At 66.1% G+C, this 23,676-nt stretch carries 26 protein-coding genes; 14 read left to right on the forward strand and 12 right to left on the reverse strand.

All coding sequences use genetic code 11. The features are described 5' to 3' along the window. Nucleotides 1–269 precede the first annotated feature (269 nt). Together NQ490_RS06530 and NQ490_RS06535 are read right to left on the reverse strand one after the other, a co-directional pair. Nucleotides 270–1,547: an ATP-binding protein gene (locus NQ490_RS06530; protein WP_007048601.1), complete on the reverse strand. Its 1,278-nt coding sequence runs from the start codon at nucleotides 1,545–1,547 to the stop codon at nucleotides 270–272. Further along, nucleotides 1,544–2,254, reverse strand: a complete 711-nt coding sequence (locus NQ490_RS06535) for a LytR/AlgR family response regulator transcription factor (protein ID WP_007048600.1) — start codon at nucleotides 2,252–2,254, stop codon at nucleotides 1,544–1,546. Before NQ490_RS06535 ends, NQ490_RS06530 begins: the two co-directional genes overlap by 4 nt. Before the next feature lie 130 nt (nucleotides 2,255–2,384). Between NQ490_RS06535 and selD the strand changes: the two genes are divergently transcribed. Continuing rightward, nucleotides 2,385–3,431 carry a selenide, water dikinase SelD gene (gene selD / locus NQ490_RS06540; protein ID WP_007048599.1) on the forward strand — a complete coding sequence of 349 codons (1,047 nt, stop codon included), beginning with the start codon at nucleotides 2,385–2,387 and terminating at the stop codon, nucleotides 3,429–3,431. Here selD and NQ490_RS06545 read toward each other — a convergent pair. Further along, nucleotides 3,418–4,569 carry an aminotransferase class V-fold PLP-dependent enzyme gene (locus NQ490_RS06545; RefSeq protein WP_007048598.1) on the reverse strand — a complete coding sequence of 384 codons (1,152 nt, stop codon included), beginning with the start codon at nucleotides 4,567–4,569 and terminating at the stop codon, nucleotides 3,418–3,420. The genes selD and NQ490_RS06545 overlap by 14 nt on opposite strands. On the opposite strand from NQ490_RS06545, the gene yedE reads away from it, so the two are divergent. The 4 genes from yedE to yqeC are packed head-to-tail and all read left to right on the forward strand — an operon-like array spanning nucleotide 4,568 to nucleotide 6,909. Further along, nucleotides 4,568–5,767 (forward strand): YedE family putative selenium transporter, encoded by a 1,200-nt coding sequence (gene yedE, locus NQ490_RS06550; protein ID WP_007048597.1) that lies wholly within the window; start codon nucleotides 4,568–4,570, stop codon nucleotides 5,765–5,767. The genes NQ490_RS06545 and yedE overlap by 2 nt on opposite strands. Beyond that, nucleotides 5,764–5,973, forward strand: coding sequence for a sulfurtransferase TusA family protein (locus tag NQ490_RS06555; protein WP_007048596.1), 210 nt, complete (start codon nucleotides 5,764–5,766; stop codon nucleotides 5,971–5,973). The genes yedE and NQ490_RS06555 overlap by 4 nt, the downstream gene beginning before the upstream one ends. Beyond that, nucleotides 5,970–6,215 (forward strand): DUF3343 domain-containing protein, encoded by a 246-nt coding sequence (locus NQ490_RS06560; protein WP_007048595.1) that lies wholly within the window; start codon nucleotides 5,970–5,972, stop codon nucleotides 6,213–6,215. The genes NQ490_RS06555 and NQ490_RS06560 overlap by 4 nt, the downstream gene beginning before the upstream one ends. A gap of 1 nt (nucleotide 6,216) precedes the next feature. Beyond that, a complete protein-coding gene (yqeC, locus tag NQ490_RS06565) occupies nucleotides 6,217–6,909 on the forward strand; it encodes a selenium cofactor biosynthesis protein YqeC (protein ID WP_007048594.1) in 693 nt (230 codons plus the stop codon). Between the two features lie 25 nt (nucleotides 6,910–6,934). On the opposite strand, the gene yqeB is transcribed toward yqeC, so the two are convergent. Continuing rightward, a complete protein-coding gene (gene yqeB, locus NQ490_RS06570) occupies nucleotides 6,935–7,783 on the reverse strand; it encodes a selenium-dependent molybdenum cofactor biosynthesis protein YqeB (RefSeq protein ID WP_007048593.1) in 849 nt (282 codons plus the stop codon). A 78-nt stretch (nucleotides 7,784–7,861) separates the two neighbouring features. On the opposite strand from yqeB, the gene NQ490_RS06575 reads away from it, so the two are divergent. The 8 genes from NQ490_RS06575 to NQ490_RS06610 are packed head-to-tail and all read left to right on the forward strand — an operon-like array spanning nucleotide 7,862 to nucleotide 14,789. Further along, nucleotides 7,862–8,887, forward strand: a complete 1,026-nt coding sequence (locus NQ490_RS06575) for a molybdopterin-binding protein (protein WP_007048592.1) — start codon at nucleotides 7,862–7,864, stop codon at nucleotides 8,885–8,887. Between the two features lie 9 nt (nucleotides 8,888–8,896). Further along, entirely contained in the window at nucleotides 8,897–9,379 is a 483-nt protein-coding gene (gene moaC, locus NQ490_RS06580; protein ID WP_007048591.1) for a cyclic pyranopterin monophosphate synthase MoaC, read from the forward strand. Beyond that, nucleotides 9,376–10,338: a GTP 3',8-cyclase MoaA gene (moaA, locus tag NQ490_RS06585; RefSeq protein WP_007048590.1), complete on the forward strand. Its 963-nt coding sequence runs from the start codon at nucleotides 9,376–9,378 to the stop codon at nucleotides 10,336–10,338. The genes moaC and moaA overlap by 4 nt, the downstream gene beginning before the upstream one ends. Before the next feature lies 1 nt (nucleotide 10,339). Further along, nucleotides 10,340–11,296 (forward strand): MOSC domain-containing protein, encoded by a 957-nt coding sequence (locus NQ490_RS06590; protein ID WP_007048589.1) that lies wholly within the window; start codon nucleotides 10,340–10,342, stop codon nucleotides 11,294–11,296. A gap of 16 nt (nucleotides 11,297–11,312) precedes the next feature. Next, entirely contained in the window at nucleotides 11,313–12,128 is an 816-nt protein-coding gene (gene modA / locus NQ490_RS06595; RefSeq protein ID WP_007048588.1) for a molybdate ABC transporter substrate-binding protein, read from the forward strand. A 12-nt stretch (nucleotides 12,129–12,140) separates the two neighbouring features. After that, complete coding sequence (modB, locus tag NQ490_RS06600; RefSeq protein ID WP_007048587.1) at nucleotides 12,141–12,806, forward strand: molybdate ABC transporter permease subunit; 666 nt, start codon at nucleotides 12,141–12,143, stop codon at nucleotides 12,804–12,806. Continuing rightward, nucleotides 12,803–13,849, forward strand: coding sequence for a sulfate/molybdate ABC transporter ATP-binding protein (locus NQ490_RS06605; protein ID WP_259951695.1), 1,047 nt, complete (start codon nucleotides 12,803–12,805; stop codon nucleotides 13,847–13,849). Before modB ends, NQ490_RS06605 begins: the two co-directional genes overlap by 4 nt. A gap of 13 nt (nucleotides 13,850–13,862) precedes the next feature. Next, nucleotides 13,863–14,789: an XdhC family protein gene (locus tag NQ490_RS06610; protein ID WP_007048584.1), complete on the forward strand. Its 927-nt coding sequence runs from the start codon at nucleotides 13,863–13,865 to the stop codon at nucleotides 14,787–14,789. 52 nt (nucleotides 14,790–14,841) lie between these two features. Here the strand turns inward: NQ490_RS06610 and NQ490_RS06615 are convergent, their stop codons facing one another. Then, the gene (locus tag NQ490_RS06615) at nucleotides 14,842–15,168 is read right to left on the reverse strand and encodes a helix-turn-helix domain-containing protein (RefSeq protein WP_007048583.1); all 327 of its coding nucleotides are present in this window, start codon (nucleotides 15,166–15,168) and stop codon (nucleotides 14,842–14,844) included. A 124-nt stretch (nucleotides 15,169–15,292) separates the two neighbouring features. On the opposite strand from NQ490_RS06615, the gene NQ490_RS06620 reads away from it, so the two are divergent. Next, nucleotides 15,293–15,994 carry an MBL fold metallo-hydrolase gene (locus NQ490_RS06620; RefSeq protein WP_007048582.1) on the forward strand — a complete coding sequence of 234 codons (702 nt, stop codon included), beginning with the start codon at nucleotides 15,293–15,295 and terminating at the stop codon, nucleotides 15,992–15,994. Nucleotides 15,995–16,076: 82 nt separating this feature from the next. On the opposite strand, the gene trxB is transcribed toward NQ490_RS06620, so the two are convergent. The 7 genes from trxB to NQ490_RS06655 form a co-directional block, all read right to left on the reverse strand. Next, nucleotides 16,077–17,003 (reverse strand): thioredoxin-disulfide reductase, encoded by a 927-nt coding sequence (gene trxB, locus NQ490_RS06625; RefSeq protein ID WP_007048581.1) that lies wholly within the window; start codon nucleotides 17,001–17,003, stop codon nucleotides 16,077–16,079. A gap of 157 nt (nucleotides 17,004–17,160) precedes the next feature. Then, entirely contained in the window at nucleotides 17,161–17,361 is a 201-nt protein-coding gene (locus NQ490_RS06630; RefSeq protein WP_007048580.1) for a hypothetical protein, read from the reverse strand. A 42-nt stretch (nucleotides 17,362–17,403) separates the two neighbouring features. Beyond that, nucleotides 17,404–18,354 carry a carbohydrate kinase family protein gene (locus tag NQ490_RS06635; protein ID WP_007048579.1) on the reverse strand — a complete coding sequence of 317 codons (951 nt, stop codon included), beginning with the start codon at nucleotides 18,352–18,354 and terminating at the stop codon, nucleotides 17,404–17,406. Between the two features lie 12 nt (nucleotides 18,355–18,366). Next, complete coding sequence (locus tag NQ490_RS06640; RefSeq protein WP_007048578.1) at nucleotides 18,367–19,836, reverse strand: glycoside hydrolase family 32 protein; 1,470 nt, start codon at nucleotides 19,834–19,836, stop codon at nucleotides 18,367–18,369. Between the two features lie 65 nt (nucleotides 19,837–19,901). Continuing rightward, nucleotides 19,902–21,509, reverse strand: coding sequence for a type 2 periplasmic-binding domain-containing protein (locus NQ490_RS06645; RefSeq protein WP_007048577.1), 1,608 nt, complete (start codon nucleotides 21,507–21,509; stop codon nucleotides 19,902–19,904). 222 nt (nucleotides 21,510–21,731) lie between these two features. After that, the gene (locus NQ490_RS06650; protein ID WP_007048576.1) at nucleotides 21,732–22,622 is read right to left on the reverse strand and encodes a carbohydrate ABC transporter permease; all 891 of its coding nucleotides are present in this window, start codon (nucleotides 22,620–22,622) and stop codon (nucleotides 21,732–21,734) included. Between the two features lie 16 nt (nucleotides 22,623–22,638). Next, nucleotides 22,639–23,565, reverse strand: a complete 927-nt coding sequence (locus NQ490_RS06655; RefSeq protein WP_007048575.1) for an ABC transporter permease — start codon at nucleotides 23,563–23,565, stop codon at nucleotides 22,639–22,641. Between the last annotated feature and the right edge of the window lie 111 nt (nucleotides 23,566–23,676).

The raw sequence follows: 23,676 nt of genomic DNA on the forward strand, positions 1-23,676 counted from the left end.
TCGCAAAGTTCCTCAGGCTTGTTCTCTCAAGGCCGCGGCACAGCCTGTTTGGTAGTATCATTGTAGCGTTTTGGAAGCCAACCTACACATTTTTTGCACAAATTGCGGTTTTTCCGGCAAATTCTGCATTTTTGCGGATTTTTACCGGTTTTTCCTTGGTCGAAACGCACAAAATAAATCGGTTTTATATTGTGCACAATCCCTAAAGCGTCCCAAAAAAGACCTGCGGCGGTCCGGAACCGCTCCGGGCCGCCGCAGGCAGTCGTGTTTCAGGATTTGCCGCCGCTGTGGGGCAGCAATACCCGCAGGATGAACCAGTTGTCCTCGCTGTGCACCGTCACGGTGCCGCCGTATTTTTCCGCCGCCGCTTTCACCGTGCGCACGCCGTAGCCGTGAGGCGGCATGCCGTCGGCGTCCAGATGCACCGGCGTCTCGCAGTAGTTTTCAAACCGCAGCATCACAAAGCCGTGCTGGGCAAAAATGGCAATGCGGATGAGCCGCTTCTCGGTATCCTGGAGGGTCTGGACGCTCTCGGTGGCGTTGTCCAGCGCCGTGCCCACGATGGTGCAGATGTCCCCCGTGGGCATAAAGTCCAAAAGATGCCCGTCCGCCACGCAGGTAAAGTTGATGTCGTGCTGCTGGCAGTAGAGGCTCTTCGCCGTGAGCAGGGTGTCCAGCACCGGGTTGCCCGTCTTGTTCTGGGCTTCATACATCCGGATGCCGCTTTCCATCTCGTCCAGGGCCGCCGCCTGTTTGCCGGGGTCATGTTCCGCCCGGATGGCCGCGATCTGCAGTTTCAGGTCGTGGCAGTGGCGGTTGATGAGGCGGATGCTCTCCCGGCTTTGCTGGTACTGTTCGTACTGGCGGTGCAGGACGTTGTCCATTGATTCCAGTTCCCGGTGGAGCCGGGCCTCGGTTATCTGTTCCTGCTGAATGGAGATAACCAGCACTCCTGCCAGGTCCACCAGGGTCCGGATGTAAAAGACATTGAAGGTAGCCTGCCCGTTCTGGGCGAAGGCCAGGTTGCTGACGGCGAAGGCCGTCGACGCCAGGACCACGGCGCTGGCCAGCGCCCGCCGGGTGACCCCCAGGTCGGGGTAGCGCCCCAGGCGGCGGAACTCAAAGGCATAGACAAAGCCGAAAACCACCCCGTAGACTGCCACCAGCAGGGCCAGGGCCGGCGGTTCCCAGCCGCTGCGCCGGGGCCAGAGCAGGCAGTGGAGCTGCCACTCCAGGCTGGCAGCGAATTCCGCCAGAATGAAGGCCCGGGCACAGCAGTAGCCGGCGTCCCGGGCCGTGATGGCACAGCAGCCGAAGAGATAGAGGTACATCCCCGCCACGGCCGCTGCCATGCAGGGGATCCACCAGGCCAGCGGCACGCTGCCGGTGAGCTGCAAAAAGGCGCCCAGCGCTGCCAGCACCGCCCCGCTGACAGCCGCGGTGACCGCCGTGCCCCACCGGCGGCGCAGCGCCAGCACATAGAGCAGACATGCCAGCCATTCGGCCAGCGCCGTGTAGAGGCGGGGAATATCGGGCAGTGCCGTCATTTCAAACTGCCTCCTATATAATCGGTGAGGGCCTCCAGAAAGGCCTTCTTCTTGGGACGGCTGATCTGCAGCTCGTAGGGTCCCACCTGGACGGTGTTCTGCTGTACCGCCCGCACCTGGGCCAGATTCACCAGATACCCGCTGTTGCAGCGCACAAAGGGCTTGTCGGCCAGCTTTTCCTCGTAGCTTTTCAGACTGCCCGGCGCCACCAGCTCCCCGTCCTCGGTGTAAAAGTGCACGTAGTGACCCTCGCTCTCCAGGTAATAGAGACTCTCCACATCCAGGCGGCGCAGACCGCCCTCCACCGGCACCGTGAGGAAGGTCTTCTGCCGCCGGCGCAGCCGCTCCACCGCCTTCTGCAGCTGCTGGGAGAAGGCAAAGTAGGGCACCGGCTTGAGCACATAGTCCAGCGCGTCCACCGCGTAGCCCCGGATGGCAAACTGGGCCATATTCGTAATGAAGATGAGGATCACGTCCTTGTCCACCTTGCGGATGGCCTCCGCCGCCGCCATGCCGTCCATCCGGCGCATCTGCACATCCAGCAGGATGATGTCGTACACCGCCCGGTAGTCCGACACGATCTCGTCCCCGTCGGCAAAGGTGGTCAGCTCGAACATCCTGCCGAACTGCCGCTCATACCGGCGCACATACCCCACCAGCTGTTCCCGCACTTCGGGATCGTCCTCCACAATGGCAATATGGATCATCCCGGCCGCCTCCTTTCCTGCACCAATCTTCCTGTATTATATCATGCCCCGCCCCCGCCCGCAAACCCGGCTTGACCTTTCGGGGCCGGGGTGTTATTCTTTTGCTAGAATAACGCTACGGGAGGTCCCCATGGAACAGGAGCAGAATGTAAAACTGACCAAACTCGCCCACTGTGCGGGCTGCGGCGCCAAGGTGGGCGCCGGGGTGCTGGCCCAGCTGCTGGGGGATATCCGCACCCATCACGACCCCAACCTGCTGGTGGGGTTCGACAAATCCGACGACGCCTCGGTATACAAAGTATCCGACGAACTGGCCCTGGTGCAGACGGTGGACTTTTTCCCGCCCATCGCCGATGACCCCTATCTCTTCGGCCAGATCGCGGCCACCAACGCTCTCTCCGACGTCTACGCCATGGGCGGCGAGCCCAAGCTGGCGCTGAATCTTCTCTGCATTCCCGAATCCATGCCCAAAAGTGCCGTCCACGACCTGTTGCGGGGCGGCTACGACAAGGTCTACGAGGCGGGGGCCATCATCACCGGCGGGCACAGCATCCTGGACGAGGAACCGAAGTACGGGCTGGCCGTCACCGGGTTTGTGCACCCCGACCGGGTGCTGACCAACGCCGGAGCCCGTCCCGGGGATGTGCTGCTCTTTACCAAGCCCCTGGGCATCGGGGTGCTGACTACCGCGGCGAAAGCCGACCTCTGCCCGCCGGAGGTATTGCAGCAGGCCTACACCCTGATGACTACGTTAAATAAAACCGCCCGGGACTGCATGGTGCGCTACGAAGTCCACGCCTGCACCGACGTGACGGGCTTCGGCTTCCTGGGCCATGCCTACGAGATGGCCCAGGGCAGCGGCGTGGCGCTGGAAATTGACACAAGCGCAGTGGACATCCTGCCCGCAGCGCTGGAATTTGCCAAGATGGGCCTTTTACCCGAGGGAATGTACCGCAACCGGCACTATGCCGAGGGCGCGGTGGATCCCGGGGACGTTCCCCTGGCCGTGCAGGACGTGCTCTACGATCCCCAGACGGCGGGCGGCCTGCTCATGGCCGTGGCGCCCGGGGATGCCGACGCCCTCTTCCGGGATTTGCAGGGGGCGGTGCCCAGCGCCCAGCGGGTGGGCGTGGTGCTGCCCGAAGCCGAGGGCGGCAAACGCATCACTCTGCGGTAAGGGCCCGGATGGCAGCCAGGGCAGCGTCGATATCGGCCTCGGTGGTGAACCAGCCGGTGGAGAACCGCACGGTGCCCCGGGGAAAGGTCCCCAGCGTTTTGTGGGCGGCGGGGGCGCAGTGCAGCCCGCACCGGGTCAGGATGCCGTACTCCGTTTCCAGCCGCCAGGCCATCTCGGCGTTGTCCCGCCCCGGGAAATCCAGACTGAACACCCCCACCCGGGGCTCCGGGCCTGTGGGGCCTTTGAGCACCACGCCGGGGATGGTTTGCAGCCCCGCCAGAAAGCGGCGGCTGATCGCCAGATCGTGGGCGCGGACCGCCTCCACGCCGAGGTTCTGGAGGTACTCCAGCGCCGCCTCCCAGCCGTAAATGCCGGGGAGGTTCTGGGTGCCCGGCTCGAATTTGTCCGGCATATAGGCGGGCTGGTCCTCACTGTCCGAGGCGCTGCCGGTTCCCCCCGTCACATAGGGGGCCAGGGCCCTGGCGAAGTCCGGGGCCAGCAGCAGTGCCCCCAGCCCCTGGGGCCCCATCAGCCCCTTGTGGGCGGGCACGCTGAGGGCAGCAAGGCCCAGTTCCTGAAAAGAGAGAGGCAGATGGCCCGCCGTCTGGGCGGCGTCCAGGCAGAAAGGCACCCCATGGGCGGCGCAGATCCTGCCCACCGCCGCGGCGTCCTGCAAGGTGCCCGACACGTTGGAGGCATGGGCCAGCACCACCAGTTTTGTGTGGGGGCGGAACAACGTTTCCAGGGCGGAGAGGTCCAGGAAGCCTTCCCCGTCGCAGGGGATGCGGTCGAAGGTCACCCCCTGCTTTGCCAGCCGCTGCAGCGGCCGCATGACGGCGTTGTGCTCCATGCCCGACACGATGCAGTGGTCCCCGGGGTGCAGCGCCCCGCCCAGCACCAGGTTCAGCCCCCAGGTATTGCCGGGGGTGAGCACCGCGTGGGTGGGGTCGGCGAACGCAAAGAGTTCACACAGCCGACGGCGCAGCCGCAGCGTCACCAGTTCCGCCTGCTGGGCGGCCCCGTAGACGCCGCGGTTCACGTTGGCCCCCACATGGGTGATATACGCCGCCATGGCTGCCGCCACGCAGGGCGGTTTGGGAAAGGAAGTAGCGGCCTGATCGAGATAGATGGCGGGCATGACAAAGCCCCTTTCTATAGAAAAGTCCTGGCTACAGTGTAGCACAGGCAGGGCGCGGCGCGCAACGCCGCAGTCACAAAGCAGTCAGAACAAGGAGGAATCGTTTTTGAAAAAGATCAACATTCTGGTGCCTGTCACCGGCATCGTGGTGGGCCTGGCGGCCCTGGTGCTGGTTTCCTTGGGCAACCCCGGCAACATGGGCTTCTGCATTGCCTGCTTTTTGCGGGACATCTCGGGCTCCCTGGGCCTGCATCATGCGGCCAAGGTCCAGTACGTCCGCCCCGAGATCATCGGCCTGGTGCTGGGCGCCACCATCATGGCCCTGGCGGGCAAAGAGTTCAAGGCCCGGGCCGGGTCTGCGCCCGCTTTGCGGTTTATCCTGGGCGGCATCGTCATGGTGGGGGCGCTGGCCTTCCTGGGCTGCCCGCTGCGGATGGTGCTGCGTCTGGGCGGCGGTGACGGCACGGCCCTGGCGGGCCTCGCCGGCTTCGTCTGCGGCATCCTGGTGGGGGTGGCCTGCCTGAAAAAAGGCTTCTCCCTGGGCCGGGCCTACAAGGTCAAAACCGCCGACGGTTTCGTGCTGCCCGGCTTCATGATCGCCCTGCTGGTGTTGCTGCTGGCGGTGCCGTCGGTGCTGCTCTTCTCCACCGAGGGCCCCGGCGCCAGCCACGCCCCCTGGATCGTAGCCCTCATCGCCGGGCTGGCCGTGGGCGCCCTGGCCCAGAAAAGCCGCCTGTGCATGGCGGGAGGCATCCGGGATGCCGTGATGTTCAAGGACTTCAACCTGCTCAGCGGCTTCGGGGCCATCTTTGTGGTGGTGCTCGTGGGCAACCTGATCCTCGGCCGGTTCCATCCCGAGCTGGCCGTGCAGCCGGTGGCCCACCATGATTACATCTGGAGTTTCCTCGGCATGACCGCCGCGGGCTGGGGTTCCATCCTGCTGGGCGGCTGCCCCCTGCGCCAGCTGATCCTGGCCGGCGAGGGCAACGGCGACAGCGCCGTGACGGTGCTGGGCATGATCGTGGGCGCCGCCCTGGCCCACAACTTCGGCATGGCCGGCAACGCCGACGCCATGACGGACGGCGTCTTCACAGCGGGCGGCGTAGCGCTGCCCGGTCAGGTGGGCGTGGCCGTCTGCCTGGTGCTGCTGGGACTCATTTCCTACGCCAATCTGTACAAAAAGGAGAAAAAGCAATGATCGATGCAAGAGGACTGTCCTGCCCCATGCCGGTAGTCATGGTGCAGAAAGCGGTGCAGAACGGCACCCCCGCCACCCTGGAGGTGCTGCTGGACAACCCCTGTTCGGTGGAGAACGTCACCCGGTTTGCCCACAACAGCGGCTACGCGGTGGAAGTTGCCCCCGCCGACGAGGACGAGTTCCGCCTGACCCTGAGGAAACAATGAGCGAATACATTGCCACCTTCCACACCCATCTGAGCGCCCTGCTGACCTTTGAGGCCCTGCGGGGCCGGGGGATGGAAGCCCGGATGATGCCGGTGCCCCGGGCGCTGAGTTCCAGCTGCGGCACCTGCGTGCGGTACACCGCCCCCTACGCCTGCCAGGATCTGCTGGACCGGGACTGGGAGGCCGTCTACGGCTGCCGGGGCGAGGACTATACCTGCCTGTACACGGCGGAGGAACCGTAAGATGAAAGCCTGCATTGCCGTGATCGGCGCCGGCGGAAAAACCACGGCGGTGCGCAGCCTGGCGCACCGCCTTTCGGGCTTTCCGGTGCTGTGGACCACCACCACCCATATCTATCCTGCCTCGCCGGAGGACTGCCGGCTGCGGCTGGCCAACCCCACGGCGGCACAGCTGACGGCGGCGCTGGCCCTGCCCGGGGTGGTCTGTGCCGGGGTACCCGCCGGGGAAAAATGGACCGCCCTGTCCCCTGAAGTCTTCGCGGCGGGCTGCCGGGGGGCGGACTATCTTCTCTGCGAGGCGGACGGCGCCCACCGGTTGCCTTTAAAGCTCCACCGTCCCGACGAGCCGGTACTGCCTGCCGAAACCACCCACTGTCTGGTGGTGCTGGGACTTTCCTCCCTGGGACGCCCCGTGGGGGAGGTGGTCCACCGCTACGCCCTGCACCCCGCCTGGGCTGCGAACCCGGCCGCGCCGGTGGGAGTGGCGGAACTCTGCTTCTGCGCGGAGGAAACCATCGCCCGCTGCAATCTGCCAAAAGAAAACATCCGCCTGCTCTTCAACCAGGCGGATGATGAAAGGCATATCGAGGCCGGGCGGCAGGCCGCCGCGGCCCTGGCCCGGCAGGGCTTTGCCTGCCGGGTGGGAGCTTTGCCGAAAGACGACGCTTTTCTGGCGCCCTGGGTGCTGGGCGGGTGACTTTACCCGGGAAATGTGCTACACTTCAAAGCAGCGGAATGTCCCGCTCTTCCGCCAGGGAGAGCAGCGCTTCCAGCACGCCCCCGGCGATGGCCCGGGCCTTGTCGGACACGGTGTCGCAGTTCGCCACCTGTTCGAGACGCGGGTCGATGTCGGCGATCTTCAGGCCCTTGGTGACGGGATAGCCCTGGCGGATGATCCCCCGCAGCACCCCGTCCAATGTGGCGGGCACGGCCACGCCGCCCACCCGGCCGATGCACTGGCCTTTGTGCACCACGGCGCCGATGTCCACGAGGGCACCGGTCTCGTCGGGCACAAACTCCATGGGCCCTGACGCCGGGGCGTGGATGACCCGCTCCGCGGTATAGCCGCCGATGTTGCCCGGCACCCCGGTGTTGGGGATGGCCGCCCCCTGGCGGATGACCCGGCCCAGCTTGTGGCCCCGCATGGTCTCCACCACGGCGTCCACATCCTGCCCGGCCGTGAAGCCGGGGCCCAGCCCCACCGTGATGGGCGCCATGGCCCGGTTCGTGCCCAGGTTCCGCTTGGCCAAAATGGCGTCCACCACCGCCGCCGGGTGCAGGATGTTTGCGGCGGCGCAGCGCTCGTCCACCAGCAGGGGGATCTCCCCCGCGGCGGACACGGCGGCGGCCTCGTCAGCCTTTTCGATGCGGCGGCAGACCACCCCCTCCACCGTGGTGCTGCCCTGGCACACCGCCTCACAGAAAGCGGCTTTCCGCCGGATGGCCGACGGGTCGGCACATTCCAGCGCCAGCACCCGGAATCCGCAGCGGTGCAGCCGCAAGATCGTGCCGGTGGCCAGGTCCCCGGCACCCCGGATGAGGACCCAGGGCCGGTTTGCCTTGTTTTGCATGGTTCCATCCCCCTTTTTGTAAGCTATTGTAACACCGGCGCCCCGTTTGTGCAACGGCGCCGTTCGGGAGGTACTCCTATGAAACTCATCGATACCCGGGATGCCGTGGGCCAGGTGCTCTGCCACGACATCACCCAGATCATTCCCGGCGTCTCCAAAGGGCCGGTCTTCCGCAAGGGCCACATCGTGCAGCCCGAGGACATCCCCGTGCTGCTGCGCTGCGGCAAGGAGCACCTCTACGTCTGGGAGAAGGACGAATCCATGCTCCACGAAAACGAGGCCGCCGAGATCCTGCGGGACCTGTGCCGGAACGACCACATGACCGCCTCGGAGCCCAAAGAGGGCAAGATCGAGCTTTCCGCCGACTGCGACGGGCTGTTTCTGGCCGATGCCCAGCGTATCCGGGCCGTCAACGCCCTGGGCCGCATGATGATCGCCACCCGGTCCTCGGGGTTTGCCGTAAAAAAAGGCGACAAACTCTGCGGCACCCGCATCATTCCGCTGGTCATCGAAAAGACCGCCATGGAGGAGGCCCGCAAAGCAGCCGGGCCGGAACCGCTGTTGCAGCTGCGGCCCTTCCGGGCGCGGCGCTTCGGCGTGGTGACCACGGGGAGCGAAGTGCAGAAAGGACTGATCCAGGACGCCTTCACGCCGGTGCTGGAACAAAAGCTGGCGGAATACGGCTGCACCATGGCCGCCCACGCCACCCCCGGGGATGACAGCGACGCCATCACGGCGGCCATCCGCCAGATGGCGGACGCCGGGGTGGAGCTGATCCTCTGCACCGGCGGCATGAGCGTGGACCCCGACGACCGCACCCCGCTGGCGATCCGGCAGAGTGGTGCCTCCATCGTAGGCTACGGTGCGCCGGTGCTGCCGGGGGCCATGTTCATGCTGGGGTATCTGGAGGACGGACGGCCGGTGTGCGGCCTGCCCGGCTGCGTGATGTACGCCAAACGGACGATTTTTGACCTGGTATTGCCCCGCCTGCTGGCCGACGTGCCGGTGACGGCGGACTGGCTGGCCGGGCTGGGGGTGGGCGGACTCTGCCTGAACTGCCCGGAATGTCACTTCCCGAATTGTAGTTTTGGAAAAGGTTTGTAAGGAGAAGGTATGGAACTGACACATATCGACGCAGCGGGCAACGCCGTCATGGTGGACGTGGGGGAAAAGCCTGCCACCCGGCGCACCGCCGTGGCGGAGGGGTTCATCACCATGTCCCCCGACTGTTTTGCCGCCATCGCCGCCGGGCGCGCCAAAAAAGGCGACGTGCTGGGGGTGGCCCAGGTGGCGGGCATCATGGCCACCAAGCACACGGCAGATTTGATTCCCCTCTGCCACCGGCTGAACCTGACGAAAAGCGCCGTGACCTTTGACCTCCTCGAAGACCGGCACGCCATCCGGGCGGAGTGTACCGTCCAGTGTGTAGGCCCCACCGGCGTGGAGATGGAAGCCCTGACCGGGGTATCCACGGCGCTGCTCACCGTCTACGACATGGCCAAGGCGCTGGACCGCTCCATGCACATCGACGGCATCCGCCTTTTGGAAAAATCCGGCGGCAAGAGCGGGCACTACCAGGCGGAGGTCGCCCCATGACCGACCGGTACGGGCGCACCATCCGCTATCTGCGCATCTCCCTCACCGACCGGTGCAACCTGCGCTGCCGCTACTGTATGCCCGCCGAGGGGGTGCCCCTGCGCCCTCACGGGGAGATCCTGCGCTACGAGGAGATCGTGGAGATCGCCAAAGCGGCGCTGGCCCTGGGCATCGACACCTTCAAGCTCACGGGGGGCGAACCCCTGGTGCGGCGGGAGGTGCCCGCCCTGGTGGCGGCGCTGAAAGCCCTGCCCGGCACCCGGCAGGTGACGCTGACCACCAACGGGCTTTTGCTGGGGGCCCAGCTGGACGCGCTGCTGGCTGCCGGGCTGGACGCCGTGAACGTGAGCCTGGACACCCTGGATGACGAGGAGTACCACGCCCTGACCCGGCGGGATTTCCCGGTGGCTACCGTGCTGGACAACCTGCGGCGCGCGGCCCGGCAGCTGCCGGTGAAGGTCAACGCCGTGCTGCTGTCCGAGACCGCCGACCAGTGGATCCCCCTGGCGGGCCTTGCCGCCGACCCGGGGGTGGATGTGCGGTTCATCGAGGAGATGCCCATCGGCAAGGGGGAGGCCGCCCCGGAGCTGACGGCGGACCGGGTGCTGGCGGTGCTGCGCAGCCGCTGGCCCGACCTTGCCCCCTGCGGCGAAAAACGGGGCAACGGCCCCGCCCACTATTACCGGGCGGCGGGGCTTAGCGGGCGCATCGGCTTCATCGACGCGGTGAGCCACCGCTTCTGCGCAAACTGTGACCGGCTGCGGCTGACCTGCACCGGGATCTTACGTCCCTGCCTTTGCTATGATGACGGCATCGACCTGCGGGCACTGGTGCGCAGCGGCGCCGGGCCGGAGGCGCTGCAGCAGGCCATCCGGCAGGCCATTGCCGAAAAGCCCGAGGCACACTGTTTTGGAGCGGGCCACGGCAGCGAACAGACGATGAACAGGATCGGAGGATAAAATGGAAGGAATGGTACGGGCGGTCTGCCTGAGCAAAGCCCGGGGCACCGAGAAAGTGAACGTGGGCCGCGGCGAACTGCAGGCCGACTGGGGCCTTGCGGGGGATGCCCACGCGGGGCACTGGCACCGGCAGGTAAGCCTGCTCAGCGCCGACAAGATCGCGGCCTTCAATGCCAAAGGTGCCAACGTGCAGCCCGGAGCTTTCGGGGAGAATCTCGTGGTGGAGGGGCTGGACTTCCGCGCCCTGCCGGTGGGCACCCGGCTGCGGTGCGGCAAGGCCCTGTTGGAGATCACCCAGATCGGCAAGGAGTGCCACAGCCACTGCGCCATCTACCACCGGGTGGGGGACTGCATCATGCCCCGGGAGGGCGTCTTTGCCAAGGTGCTGGAGAGCGGCCCGGTGGCGGTGGGCGACGTGATGACGGTGGAAGCCCGCCCCGAACCGCTGCCCTTTCAGGCGGCGGTGATCACCCTCTCCGACCGGTGCGCGGCGGGACAGCGGGAGGACAAGAGCGGCCCCGCCATCGTGGAGCGCCTGAAGCAGAACGGCTATGAGGTCATTGAAACACTGCTGCTCCCCGACGGCCGCCCGGCCCTGGAAAAGGAGCTGCGGCGGCTCTGCGACCAGCGGCGGCCCGACCTGATTTTAACCACCGGCGGCACCGGTTTTTCCCCCCGGGACGTGACCCCCGAGGCCACTCTGGCCGTGGCGGAGCGCCAGGCCCCCGGCATCGCCGAGGCCATCCGGGCAGCCAGCCTGCGCATCACGCCCCGGGCCATGCTGGGGCGGGGGGTGTCGGTGATCCGGGGCAAGACCCTCATCATCAACCTGCCGGGCAGTCCCAAGGCCTGCCACGAGAGCATGGACGTCTTTCTGGACCAGATGCCCCACGCCCTGACCCTGTTGCGGGGCGCCGTGACGGATTGCGCGGCGTCTGCGCCGGCGCAGACCGTTTAAACAAGGAGAAACTCCCATGAAAAAGATTCTTGCCGCGGCGCTGGCCGCGCTGTTGGTCCTCTCCCTGGCCGGGTGCGGCACTCCGGCCCCGGCTTCGTCGGCCGCTACGGCGGACACCGCCGGGGAGCCGGTGGAGCTGGTGGTCTTTGCGGCGGCCTCCCTCACCGAGACCCTCACCGAGATCGCCGGGGACTACGAGGCCGCTCATCCCGGCGTGACGCTGACCTTCAACTTTGATTCCTCCGGCACCCTGAAGACCCAGGTGGAGGAGGGCGCTGCCTGCGACGTCTTTCTCTCGGCGGCGGAAAAGCAGATGGACGAACTGGAAGCCCTGGGCGCCGTGGACACCGACACCCGGCTGGACCTGCTGGAAAACCGGGTGAGCCTCTGCGTGCCCGAGGGCAATCCCGCGGACATCCAGAGCTTTGACGACCTGGCCCAGCGGCTCACCGCCGGGGACATCCTGCTGGCCATGGGCAACAGCGACGTGCCGGTGGGCCAGTACACCCAGAAGATCCTGGCCCACTACGGCCTGGACGAGGCCACCCTGGCGGCGGCCGGGGTGCTGACCTACGGCACCAACGTGAAGGAGGTCACCGCCCAGATCGCCGAGGCCAGCGTGGACTGCGGCATCGTCTACGCCACCGACGCCTGCAGCGCCGGTCTCACCGTGGTGGACACCGCCACCGCCGAACTCTGCGGCCAGGTGCTCTACCCCGCCGCCGTGCTGAGCGGCAGCGCCCACCCCGAGGAGGCCCGGGCTTTCCTTGCCTATCTCTCCACCCCCGAGGCCATGGCCGTCTTCCGGTCGGTGGGCTTCTCCGCCGCCTGAGGAGGCTTTTCCATGGACTGGTTTCCCCTGCTGAATTCCCTGCGCATCGCGGCGCTGAGCTGCGTGCTGGTCTTTTTTGGGGGCATCGCCGCGGCCTATTACGCCGCCCGGCTGCCCCGGCTGGCCAAGGGCGTGCTGGACGCCCTGCTCACCCTGCCCATGGTGCTGCCCCCCACGGTGGTGGGGTATCTGCTCCTGCTGCTCTTCGGCAACCGTCGCCCCCTGGGCCCGCTGCTGGCCCGGGTGGACCTGCACTTCGTCATGACCTGGTACGGCGGCGTGCTGGCTGCCTCGGTGGTGGCCTTTCCCCTGATGTACCGCACCGCCCGGGGCGCCTTTGAGAGCTTTGACGAAACGCTGGACCAGGCCGGGCAGACCCTGGGGCTTTCCGGCACCTTCCTCTTCTGGCGGGTGCGGATGCCCGCCTGCCGTCAGGGCATCCTGGCCGGGGTGGTGCTGGCCTTCGCCCGGGCCCTGGGGGAATACGGCGCCACCAGCATGCTCATCGGCTACACGCCGGGGCGCACCGCCACCATCTCCACCACCGTCTACCAGCTGTGGCGCACCGGGGACGACGCCGGGGCGCTCTTCTGGGTGGGGGTGAATCTGGTCATCTCGGCGGCGGTGCTGCTCACCGTCAATCTGCTGGAACGCCCGGCGAAAGGAGGCCCCCGTTGAGCCTGCTGGTGGACATGGAAAAAGACCTGGGCGGCTTCCGGCTGCGGGTGCAGCTGGACACCGACGCCCCCCTCACCGGATTGCTAGGGGCTTCCGGCTCCGGCAAGAGCCTGACCCTGCGGTGCATCGCGGGCATCGAACGCCCCGACAAGGGCCGCATCCTGCTGGACGGCCGGGTGCTCTTTGACTCAGAACAGGGCATCGACCTGCCGCCCCGGCAGCGCCGGGTGGGAATGCTTTTCCAGCATTACGCCCTCTTCCCCACTATGACGGTGGCGGAAAACATCCGCTGCGGCGCCCGCAGCCGGGGCAGCCGCGCCGAACAGGACCGTATTGTCCGGGAAATGATGGCTCTCCTGCAGCTGGAGGGACTGGAAGCCCGGCGCCCGGCCCAGCTGTCCGGCGGGCAGGCCCAGCGGGTGGCCCTGGCCCGGATGCTGGCCGCCGACCCCCAGCTGCTCTTGCTGGATGAACCTTTCTCCGCCCTGGACGCCCATCTGCGGGACCGGCTGCAGCCCCAGCTGGGGGAACTGCTGCACCGGGTGGGACGGCAGGCGGTGCTGGTGACCCACAGCCGGGACGAAGCCTACCGGCTGTGCTCGGCCCTCTGCATTCTGGACAGCGGGCGCAGCCTGCGCACCGGCCCCACCCGGGCAGTCTTTGCCGACCCGGGCAGCGTGGCGGCGGCGCGGCTCACCGGCTGCAAGAATGTGGCCGCCGCCCGCCGGGTGGATGCCGCCACGGTGGAAGTGCCTGCCTGGGGCATCACGCTGCACACCGCCGGGCCGGTGCCGGAACGCCTGTGCGCCGTGGGGCTGCGGGCCCACGATTTCACCCCCGACGGGGCGGAAAACCGGTGGCCGGTGGTCTTTGCCGGGGCGATGGAGGAGCCTTTCCAGTGGTGCCTGCTCTTCCGCTATGCAGGGCAGGACCCCGGCAGCGAGCCGCTGTGGTGGCGGATGCCCAAGGACCGCAAACCGGCGGTGCCGCCCGAAGCGCTGGCCATCGACCCCGCCAAAATTTTGCTTTTGTGCGAACCGTAAAGGAGGCAATACCATGACCGTGGAATTCTGGGACCCCATTCTGGCGGCGCTGGCCCAGGGCCAGTCTGTCTGGCTCATCACGGTGGCGGCGGCCTGCGGCTCCACCCCCCAGCGCCCCGGCGCCATGATGGCGGTGGGGCCCGCCGGACGGCTGGCCGGGACCATCGGCGGCGGCGCCCTGGAATACCACTGCGTCCGCCAGGTCACCGGAGGGCAGGCAGTGCCGGGGGTACGGCATCTCTCGCTGGACGAAAGGGATCCCCACGGCGTGGGGATGGTCTGCGGCGGCAGTACCGATCTGCTGTTCACCCCGCTCACCGACCCGGCTCCCCTGCAGGCGGTCCGGGCGGGACTGCTCCGGCGGCAGGAGGCCCTGTTCTGCCTGCCCCTGGACGGCGGGGCCCCCTGTGTGGTGCCGCCGGAACACGGCGGTCAGCCCCACCGGCTGGAGCTGCCGCTGCTGGACCCCCGCCGGGTCTTTGTGATCGGCGGCGGCCATGTAGCCCGGGAAGTGGCCCGGCTGCTGGAACAGCTGGATTATCGGTATCTGGTGGCGGATGACCGGCCGGAATTTGCCGACGCGGCGTATTTCCCCGCCGCCGAGCAGGTGGTGTGCACCGGCTTTGAGGAACTGGGCAGTGCCTTTGCAGGGGCGCAGGCGCCCACAGCCCGGGATGCCGTCTGCATCATGACCCGGGGCCACGCCGGGGACGCCGCCGCCGTGCGATGGGCCCTGGACACCGAAGCCGGGTACATCGGCCTCATGGGCAGCCGCCGCAAGCGGGAGAAGCTCTTTGCCGATCTGGCCGCCGCGGGCTACCCCCATGGACCGGAACGGATCACCACCCCCATCGGCCTTGCCATCGGGGCGGTGACCCCCGCCGAGATCGCCGTGTCGGTCTGCGCCCAGCTCATCCAGTGGTTCCGGCAGGAAGGATAAAAACGCAGCGCGGGCACCGCCTTCCGGCGATGCCCGCGTGTTGTTCTGCCTGTCAGTGCCCGGCGTGGGCCACCAGCACCTCCACCACGGCGTAGATGCGTTCCCGCTCCGCCGCGGGCAGACGGCCCACCTTTTCCGCCAGCAGCGACTGCTTGACGGTATAGCCGCTGTCCACCACGTCGGTGAGCACCATGTCCGCCGAGATCTCCAGCGCGTTGAGGATGGCCACCAGCGTTTCCAGCGAGGGGGTCTTTTCCCCGCGCTCCACCATGCCCATATAGTTGGTGCTGACCCCCACGGCTTCGGCCAGGTCCTCCTGCCGCAGGTCCCGCTCCAGCCGGTACTGCCGGATGTTGCGCCCGATGGATGCCCAGTCCATAGTTGTCCCCTCCTGTCGAATTTTGTTTCCTTATTATACCAGCGGCGGGGACGGCACACAAGGGGGCGGGGCTTGTACGGCGGCGGCAAAGGGACTATAATCGGGGCAAAGGAGGTTTTGCCTTATGCTGCAGATCCGCAAATACCAGGAAGATCTCTATATCCTGGAGGACGACCGGGTCCGGCAGTTTTTGCTGCTGGGCCCCGACAAGGCCATCTTGCTGGACACCGGCTTTCCCGACAGCGAGACCCTGCCGGCGGTGCGTACCCTGACCGACAAGCCGGTGCAGGTCCTGCTGACCCACGGCGACTTTGACCACACGGGACGGCTGGACGATTTTGCCGAGGCCTGGCTCCACGAAAAGGACTGGCCGCTGGTGCACACCACCGCCCGGCTGCATCCCCTCCGGGAGGGGGATGTCTTCGCCTGCGGGGCGTTCCGGCTGGAGGTGGTGGAGATCCCCGGCCACACCCTGGGCAGCGTGGCTTTCCGGGACCGGGCAAGAGGACTGCTCTTCTCAGGGGATTCGGTACAGAAGGACGGACCCATCTATCTCTTCGGCCCCCACCGCAATGTTCCCCTCTATGTGGAGAGTGAGCGCAAACTGGCCGCCATGGCCGGGGACTTTGCCACGGTGTTCCCCTGCCACCACGACTGCCCCATCACCCCCGATTACATGGAAAAGAACCTGCGGGACGCCGAGGCGCTGCTGGCGGGCACGCTGTCCCATACCCCCACCCCCGGCATGCCCTGCGACACCTACCGGGGCCAGTGGACGGCCTTCTACTGCACCGAGGCCGACCGGCTGCGCCCCGCGCCGCAATAACAGTGCCCCACGGCGGTGCCTCCACTCCAATAATGCCATAACACGACGAAACCGGACCCTTTCAGGTCCGGTTTTTGCGTTGTTACTGTCCTGCCAGATACTCCTCGGCCATCTGGACGGCCACCGCGCCGTCCGCCACCGCCGTGACCACCTGGCGCAGGGGTTTGGTGCGCAGGTCCCCCGCGGCAAAGACGCCGGGCAGGCTGGTGCGGGTGGTCTCGTCGGCCAGGACGTACCCGCCCGGGTCCAGGGCCAGCTGGCCCTGGACCAGCTCGGTGGCAGGCTGCCGGCCGATGCTCACAAAGACCGCGTCGCAGGGCAGCTCGGTGACGGCGCCGGTGACGGTATCCCGTAGCCGCACGCCGGTGACCTTTTCCCCGTGGAGGATGGCTTCCACCGTGCTGTTCCAGTGGAATGTCACGTTGGGGGCCTTTTCCAGCGGCTCATGGTAGATTTTTGTGGCCCGCAGGGTGTCCCGCCGGTGAACGAGATGCACCTTCCCGGCAATGCGGCTGAGCAGCAGGGCGTCGGCCGCCGCCGTGTTGCCGCCGCCCACCACGACCACCGTCTTGCCCTTGTAGAACATGCCGTCGCAGGCCGCGCAGTAGGCCACGCCCCGGCCGATGAGCTCCGCCTCCTCGGGCAGGCCCAGCGTCCGCGGGTTGGCTCCCGTGGCCAGGATCACCGTGCGGGCGGTGAAGACTCCCTCGCTGGTGGTGAGGGTCTTGGGGTCGGCCGCCAGGTCCACCGATTCCACCTCGGTGTAGACCGTTTTGGCGCCGAACCGCTCCGCCTGGGCCTGCATGGTCTGGGCCAGGGTGAAGCCCTCCACCCCCTCGGGGTAGCCGGGATAGTTATCGATGGTCTCGGTGAGGGCCATCTGGCCTCCCGCCGAGAGTTTTTCCAGTACCAGGGTGTCCAGCCCGGCCCGCACGCCGTACAGCGCCGCGGTGTAGCCCGCCGGGCCGCCGCCCACTACGATCAGATCATACAGATGCCCTTGGGTCATCGCTGTGTCCTCCTTTGCCCCGGCCCTCGGCCGGGCGGGGCGTCCCGCCCCCTTGTGTTGGCCTTAGTATACCCGGCCGGGGGCGTCCCTTTCCGTGACGAGGTCACAAAAAGCCCCCGCATCCCGGTGGATGCGGGGGCTTTCCTATGTATGGGCTTCAGCGGCGGGGCTTGCTGGTGACGGCCAGCGCCAGCGTCACCGCCAGCACGGCGGCGGCCAGCACCGTGGACACAACTTCCATCTTGGTTCGTCTCCCTTCCCGTTCCCTGGCAGGATCTTTCCTGTATTGTAACGCGCGGGACGGCGCCGCTCCACCACGGAGCGGTAAAACCTGGGTGAAGTTTTGGTAAAACGGCACGCAAAAAGCCGGAAGGCAGTACCTTCCGGCCGGAAATCAAAATCACAGGATGGCCCGGACCTCTGCCTCGGGCACCACGCTGGTGATGCCGCCGTGGGTCTGGGTGGAAAGGCTGGCCGCGCAGCAGGCAAAGCGGGTGATGGTGCGCAGTTCCTCCACCGTCAGGGCCTCGGGGGCCTTGCCCAGGTGCAGGAACTGGCTCATGGCACTGCCGCCGAAGATGTCCCCGGCGCCCGTCGTGTCGATGACATGCAGTCCCGTGGGAGACGGCACCTCGCAGCTGCCGTTGGGGTTCGCCACATGGCAGCCCTTGGGACCCAGGGTGGCGTAGACCAGTTTCACGCCGTATTCGGTGAGAAGTTTCTGAGCGCCCGCCTCGGGAGAGAGGCCCCACAGGAATTCGATCTCCTCGTCGCTGATCTTCACAATATCCGCCTGGTGCAGGCCCCACTCCATCTGCTCCTTGGCAGCCTCGTCGCTGGGCCACAGGGGCTTGCGCAGGTTAGGGTCAAAGCTGATGAGCTTGCCCTGCTTTTTGGCGTAGGCCACCGCGTCCCGGGTGGCCGAGCGGGCGGGTTCGCTGGTGAGGCTCAGGGTCCCGAAATGGAAGACCTTGCAGTCCTCCAGCAGGGCGGTGTTGACCTCCTCGCTGCGCAGGCAGGTGTCGGCGCCGGGCTTGCGGGCAAAGCTGAAGGACCGGTTGCCGGTGGCGTCCAACGTCACAAAGGCAAGGGTGGTGAAGACCGCCGGGTCGATGATCAAACCGGTGGTATCGATGCCGATTTTGTCCAGCGTGCCTTTGAGCAGATGGCCGAAGGTATCATCCCCCACCTTGCCGATGAGGCCGGTGGTGCAGCCGTACTTCTGCAGCGCCGCCAGGAAGTTGCCGGGGGCGCCGCCGGGCTGGGCTTTCAGGGTGGGATAGCCCGCCTCGTCGGTGGAAACAGGGGCAAAATCAATGAGCAGTTCGCCCAGGGCGACTACGTCTTTCATAGGGTTCTCCTTTCACAGCGCCAGATCGTAGAGCTGCAGGTCCATCCGGGCCCGGCCCCGGGCAAAGAAGAGGATGCCGTCCGCTTCCGGTGCCGCATTGTACAGCGTCATGCTGGCCACCTGCTGCCCGTCCTGGAGGAAGAATTCCGCCGAGTAGCGGTCCAGCACCATCCGCAGACGCAGGGTATCCCCCACAGGGAAGAGCAGCGGGGTCTCCCGCAGTTCCAGGGCGTCCCGGAATCCGCCGGCGTGGCGGCGGTCCAGCCGCAGCAGGCCGTCGTCCAGGTCGAAGCGGATCTCCGCCCAGCGGTCCTGCCCGCAGGCAAACCGCACGCCGAACCGCGGTGCCTCGTGCACGTCCACCGTGAGTTCGCAGTCCAGCACCCGGCCGTGCACCCCCTCCAGCGCCAGGGGCTGGCCGTCCACCTCCACGCTGCGGTGTTCGGTGCGCAGCCGCCGCACAGCGTCCAGCTCCGCCACGGGGCGCTGGCAGAGGGTCTCCCCTTTCCAGAACAGCTCCCGGGGCAGGCTCATCTGGCCGTACCAGGGGGCGCCCTCCGGCGGGTAGCAGTGATCCCAGTTCTGCATCCAGCCGATGAGCACCCGCCGTCCGTCGGGGGTCTCCAGCGTCTGGGGGGCGTAGAAATCCAGGCCGCTGTCCAGGGGCCGGTCGGCCCGGCGCACAAAGGGGGTGCCGGGGCCGTTCCAGTCCCCGATCAGCGCCGCTGTATCGTTGCCGCAGTGGTAGCGGTCGTCCGCCGCCTGGTGGACGAACTGGGGCGATACCACCAGCACCGTGCGGCCCTCCAGCGTGAAGAGGCCGGGGCATTCCCACATGCTGCCCAGACTGCCGTCATTTTCCGCCAGTACCTGGACAAACTCCCACTTGGCGGCGGGGTCTTCGGGGCGGGGGTTGCGGTAGAGCAGCAGCCGTCCGTGGCCGTTGAACCCCCGGCCGCCCAGCAGCATATAGAGCATGCCGTCCTGCCGGAACAGGAAGGGGTCCCGGAAATCCTTCCGGGAGGCACCGGCGGGCTGTTCGTCACAGGAGATCACCGGGGCGGCGGCCTTCTGATAATCCACCCCGTCCCCCACGGCCAGGCACTGCTGCTGGATCTCGGCCGATCCTTCCGGCATGACGCCGGTGTAGAGCAGCAGCTGGCGGCCCTGCCATTCGATGGCACCGCCGGAGAAGCAGCCGTTGCGGTCAAAGGGGGCGTCGGGGGCCAGGGCGCAGGGGCGGTCCTGCCAGTGCAGGAAGTCGGTGGTGACGGTGTGGCCCCAGTGCATGGGGCCCCAGGTGTTGCTGTAGGGGTGGTACTGGTAGAACAGATGGTACTGTCCGCCGAAGCAGGACCAGCCGTTGGGGTCGTTGCACCAGCCCACCGGCGGCACGGCGTGGAAAAGAGGGCGCCGTTCAGCGGGGGTGCGGTGCTGCGCCTCGTAGGCACGGGCGCGGGACAGGGTGTTGACTTGTTCCATAGTCGATCTCTCCGTAACAAAAGGCGCCTGCCGTGCCGGATCGCACAGCAGGCCGCCATTTTTTGTTAACCGTTCATGCTGGCAAAGTAGTTGTCCAGCCCGGTCTGCTTGAGCTGCAGCAGTTCCTGCAGATTCATCTCGTTGAGTTTGGCAATGTAGGCATCCCACTCGGCTTCGGCGCCGCCGTTCATGATCCAGGTGGCCTTCTGGCTCTCGGCATAGGGCTTCAGGTCGGTCTCGATCTGGGTGATGCGGTCGGTGGTGTCGATGTCAAAGAAGATGGGCGGGTAGTCGTATTCGCTCTCCATGGCGGGGGCAAACTCGCTCTGGATCACGTCCAGACGCAGCTTGGCGTCGTCCGGCATGGTGGTGTAGGTGCCGTAGTAGCTGTCCAGCACCGCCAGAGGGCCGCCCAGGTTGGTCTTCATCCGCAGTTCGTAGGGCACTACGCCGGCGGGGACCGCCAGATGCTGCAGGGTGCCGTCGTCCTTCATCTCAAAGATGTTGTCCTGGGTGGTGTCGCCGTAGGTGCCCCAGTTGTCCTGCACCGACTGGATGGGATCGTAGAGCTGGTCGATCCACTTGGCGGTGAGCGCCGGGTTGGGGTTGGTGCCGGTGATGACACAGCGGCCGATCTCAAAGCCCATGGCGTTCTGCCGGGTGACGGCCTGTTCGCCGTCGGCGTTCTTCAGCGGGGGCAGGGCCACGTAGTTGTCGGGGGTGCCGGCGCTGGTGTTGTCCCATGCCATGAAGAGGCCGTAGCGGTCGCTGGCCGCCTTGGAAACGTAGGTGTTGTAGTCCTGGGTGAAGACTTCGGGGTCAATGAGGCCCTCGGCATAGAGGTTGTGCAGCCATTCCAGACCGGGGATGATGCCCTCGTCGGCCAGGGTGTAGACCACCTGCTTGTCGTTGGTGACCACGTAGTGGTCGGCGTTGTCGCCGTAGCCGAAGGCGCTGAGCAGCACGCCCACGTCCTCATTGCCGCCGTTCATGACGAAGGAGAGGGGCAGGCTGTCGGGATGGGCCTGCTTGAAGGCGCGGAGCACCTCGGTGAGTTCGTCGGGGGTGGTGGGCATATCCAGGCCCAGCTCATCCAGCCAGGCTTTGTTGATCCAGGGAATGCCGCCGATGGACTGGATGGACTCCTTGCCGCTGCCCAGTTCCTCGATCCAGGGGAAGGAGTAGATGTGGCCGTCGGGGGCGGTGATCAGGGTGCGGTATTCGGGATTTTCGTCCAGGACCTTTTTCAGGTTGGGCATGTACTGGTCGATGAGGTCATCCACCGCGATGATGGTGCCGTCCTTGGCGTAGCGCAGCAGGTCGTACTGGCTCATCTGGGCGTCGAAGACCATGTCGGGCAGGTCCTTCTTGGCCAGGGCCAGCTGCTTTTTCTCGCCGAACTGGTCGTCCACGTAGACCGTCCAGTCGATGTGGACGTTGGTGGCCTGTTCCAGACGCTGGGCGATCAGACGGTCGTTGATCTCCTGCCCGGCAAAGGAGGGCTCATGGGTCAGGGCCGTGAAGGTGACGGTCTCGCTCAGGGGGAAGGACGCCGAAGCGGCATCCACCGACGCCGCGGCGTTGTTGCTGCCCGAACCGCAGCCGGCCAGCGTACCCAGCGCCATGGCGGCGGCACCGGCCAGCGCCAGTGCCCGTTTGGAAATGGATTTCATATGCGTTTCTCCTTTTCTTTTGTGTAGAGGGGTGTACGGATCAGAACCGGCTCCCGGGGTGTGCCGCCGGGGGCAGAGAGACAAAGAATACGGGAAAAGGGTGCGCAGCCGAGCCTCTTGCGGTGCCCGAATCGTGCGGCGCACCTTGGGGCGGCGCTTGCACTCTTCGACCGCTGCGCCTAACATTTTCCCCTGCATCCGCCGCAGGCGGCGGGGAAAATGTTAGCCTTTAACCGATCCCAGCATGACGCCCTTCTCGAAGTATTTCTGGAAGAAGGGGTACATGACCAGCAGCGGCACGCTGGAGACCACGATGGTGGAGTACTTCAGCTGCTCGGCGATCTTGGCCATCATGGCGGCGTTCTGGGCATCGGCCACCATGCCGGGGCGCGGGGTGTTCTGCACCAGGATGGACCGGATGACCAGCTGCAAAGGCTGCAGGGACTGGTCTTCCAGGTAGATCATGGCGTCAAAGTAGCTGTTCCACATGCCCACGAACTGGTAGAGCACCAGCACCGCGATGATGGGCTTGCAGACGGGGATCAGGATGCGGAAGAAATACTGCAGTTCCGAAGCGCCGTCCAGGGCCGCGGCCTCGTGGAGTTCCAGGGGGATGGACTTATAGTAGGTGCGGGCCAGGATGATGTTCCACACGTTCACGGCGCCGGGCAGGATCAAAGCCAGGGGGCTGTTGATGAGGTTCAGGTTGGACACCAGCAAATAGGTGGGCATCAGGCCGCCGCCGAAGAACATCGTGATGAGGAAGAAAGTGTTGATGGCACTGCGTCCCACGAACTGGGGCAGGCTCAGCGGGTAGGCCGCCAGCAGGCAGATGATGGTGGAGAACACCGCAAACACCGTGGAATAGAGGAAGGAATTGAGGAAGCCCCGGCCGATCATCTCGTCCTGGAAGACGCGGCGATAGCCTTCAAGGGTCCAGTCCTCCGGCAGGAAGCTGATGCCCTGGTTGGTGAGCACCACCGGGTCGATGAAGGAGGCCAGCACCACATAGATCAGCGGGATGAGCACCGCCAGTGAGAAGAGGGCCAGCAAAATGTAACCGCACCACAGGACCATCTTGTCCTTGCGGGTGTAAAACTGTCTGGATTCCATGCTCCGTGCTCCTTTCTTACAGACCTTCGCCGTCGTTGAGCTTGCTGACGATGGCGTTGACGGCCAAGAGCAGCACCACGTTGATGACCGCGTTGAAGAGGCCCACCGCCGTGGAGTAGCCGTAGTCGCCGATCTCCAGGCCCAGGCGATAGACGTAGGTGGGGATGATCTCGGAGGCCGCGCGGTTCAGGTCGGTCTGCAGGGCCAGGGCCTTTTCAAAGCCGATGTTCATGATCTGGCCGGCGGACAGGATGAACTGGATGACCATGATGGGTTTGAGGGTGGGGATATCCACGTTCCAGATCTGCTGCAGGAGGCTGGCGCCGTCAATGTTGCAGGCATCCACCAGGTCGCCGCTGACGCCGGAGAGCGCCGCCGTGTAGATGATGGAGGCCCAGCCGGCGCCCTGCCAGATGCCGCTGATGATGTAGATGGGCCGGAAGGCTGCGGGGTCGGTCATGAGGTTGGACTGGGTGCCCAGCGCCGCATTGATGGGCCCCACCGGGGAGAGGAAGGCGATGATCATACCGGCCAGAACGATGACCGAGATGAAGTTGGGGGCGTAGATCAGCAGCTGGATCTTTTTGCGGATGCCCACCCGCCGCACGCGGGAGAGCAGGATCGCCAGGATGATGGGCGGGAAGAAGCCCCACAGCAGGCCGTAGACGCTGAGCTTCAGGGTGTTGGCCATGAGGCGGGGGAACTCGGTGGAGGAAAGGAACCGCTGGAAGTTCTCGAACCAGATCCAGTCGCTGCCGAAGATGCCCAGACGGTTGTTGTAATCCTCAAACGCGATGGCCAGGCCGCCCATGGGCACGTATTTGAAGATCAGCGTCAGCAGCACCGCCGGCAGCGCGAAGAACACGTAGAGCTGCCAGTTGTTTTTGATGTAGACCAGCTTTTTATGGCGGGTCTCGGCATCAGGAAGTTTTGGTAGGCTCATGATCTCATCTCCTATTTTACATTTGCACACCAATCATTTACGTTTTGTAACCTTCTGTGTTTACTATACGCCAACTTTTTCCCCTTGTCAACGGAAAAACCGGCGTCAAAG

It is taken from the genome of Subdoligranulum variabile (assembly GCF_025152575.1).
Taxonomy (GTDB): domain Bacteria; phylum Bacillota; class Clostridia; order Oscillospirales; family Ruminococcaceae; genus Gemmiger; species Gemmiger variabilis.

Excerpts from the sequence above, each read along its gene's own strand:
- NQ490_RS06530 (WP_007048601.1), bottom strand. The coding sequence starts at position 1,547 with ATGACGGCACTGCCCGATATTCCCCGCCTCTACACGGCGCTGGCCGAA.
- NQ490_RS06535 (WP_007048600.1), bottom strand. The coding sequence starts at position 2,254 with ATGATCCATATTGCCATTGTGGAGGACGATCCCGAAGTGCGGGAACAG.
- selD (WP_007048599.1), top strand. The coding sequence starts at position 2,385 with ATGGAACAGGAGCAGAATGTAAAACTGACCAAACTCGCCCACTGTGCG.
- yedE (WP_007048597.1), top strand. The coding sequence starts at position 4,568 with ATGACAAAGCCCCTTTCTATAGAAAAGTCCTGGCTACAGTGTAGCACA.
- NQ490_RS06545 (WP_007048598.1), bottom strand. The coding sequence starts at position 4,569 with ATGCCCGCCATCTATCTCGATCAGGCCGCTACTTCCTTTCCCAAACCG.
- NQ490_RS06555 (WP_007048596.1), top strand. The coding sequence starts at position 5,764 with ATGATCGATGCAAGAGGACTGTCCTGCCCCATGCCGGTAGTCATGGTG.
- NQ490_RS06560 (WP_007048595.1), top strand. The coding sequence starts at position 5,970 with ATGAGCGAATACATTGCCACCTTCCACACCCATCTGAGCGCCCTGCTG.
- yqeC (WP_007048594.1), top strand. The coding sequence starts at position 6,217 with ATGAAAGCCTGCATTGCCGTGATCGGCGCCGGCGGAAAAACCACGGCG.
- yqeB (WP_007048593.1), bottom strand. The coding sequence starts at position 7,783 with ATGCAAAACAAGGCAAACCGGCCCTGGGTCCTCATCCGGGGTGCCGGG.
- NQ490_RS06575 (WP_007048592.1), top strand. The coding sequence starts at position 7,862 with ATGAAACTCATCGATACCCGGGATGCCGTGGGCCAGGTGCTCTGCCAC.
- moaC (WP_007048591.1), top strand. The coding sequence starts at position 8,897 with ATGGAACTGACACATATCGACGCAGCGGGCAACGCCGTCATGGTGGAC.
- moaA (WP_007048590.1), top strand. The coding sequence starts at position 9,376 with ATGACCGACCGGTACGGGCGCACCATCCGCTATCTGCGCATCTCCCTC.
- NQ490_RS06590 (WP_007048589.1), top strand. The coding sequence starts at position 10,340 with ATGGAAGGAATGGTACGGGCGGTCTGCCTGAGCAAAGCCCGGGGCACC.
- modA (WP_007048588.1), top strand. The coding sequence starts at position 11,313 with ATGAAAAAGATTCTTGCCGCGGCGCTGGCCGCGCTGTTGGTCCTCTCC.
- modB (WP_007048587.1), top strand. The coding sequence starts at position 12,141 with ATGGACTGGTTTCCCCTGCTGAATTCCCTGCGCATCGCGGCGCTGAGC.
- NQ490_RS06610 (WP_007048584.1), top strand. The coding sequence starts at position 13,863 with ATGACCGTGGAATTCTGGGACCCCATTCTGGCGGCGCTGGCCCAGGGC.
- NQ490_RS06615 (WP_007048583.1), bottom strand. The coding sequence starts at position 15,168 with ATGGACTGGGCATCCATCGGGCGCAACATCCGGCAGTACCGGCTGGAG.
- NQ490_RS06620 (WP_007048582.1), top strand. The coding sequence starts at position 15,293 with ATGCTGCAGATCCGCAAATACCAGGAAGATCTCTATATCCTGGAGGAC.
- trxB (WP_007048581.1), bottom strand. The coding sequence starts at position 17,003 with ATGACCCAAGGGCATCTGTATGATCTGATCGTAGTGGGCGGCGGCCCG.
- NQ490_RS06635 (WP_007048579.1), bottom strand. The coding sequence starts at position 18,354 with ATGAAAGACGTAGTCGCCCTGGGCGAACTGCTCATTGATTTTGCCCCT.
- NQ490_RS06640 (WP_007048578.1), bottom strand. The coding sequence starts at position 19,836 with ATGGAACAAGTCAACACCCTGTCCCGCGCCCGTGCCTACGAGGCGCAG.
- NQ490_RS06645 (WP_007048577.1), bottom strand. The coding sequence starts at position 21,509 with ATGAAATCCATTTCCAAACGGGCACTGGCGCTGGCCGGTGCCGCCGCC.
- NQ490_RS06650 (WP_007048576.1), bottom strand. The coding sequence starts at position 22,622 with ATGGAATCCAGACAGTTTTACACCCGCAAGGACAAGATGGTCCTGTGG.
- NQ490_RS06655 (WP_007048575.1), bottom strand. The coding sequence starts at position 23,565 with ATGAGCCTACCAAAACTTCCTGATGCCGAGACCCGCCATAAAAAGCTG.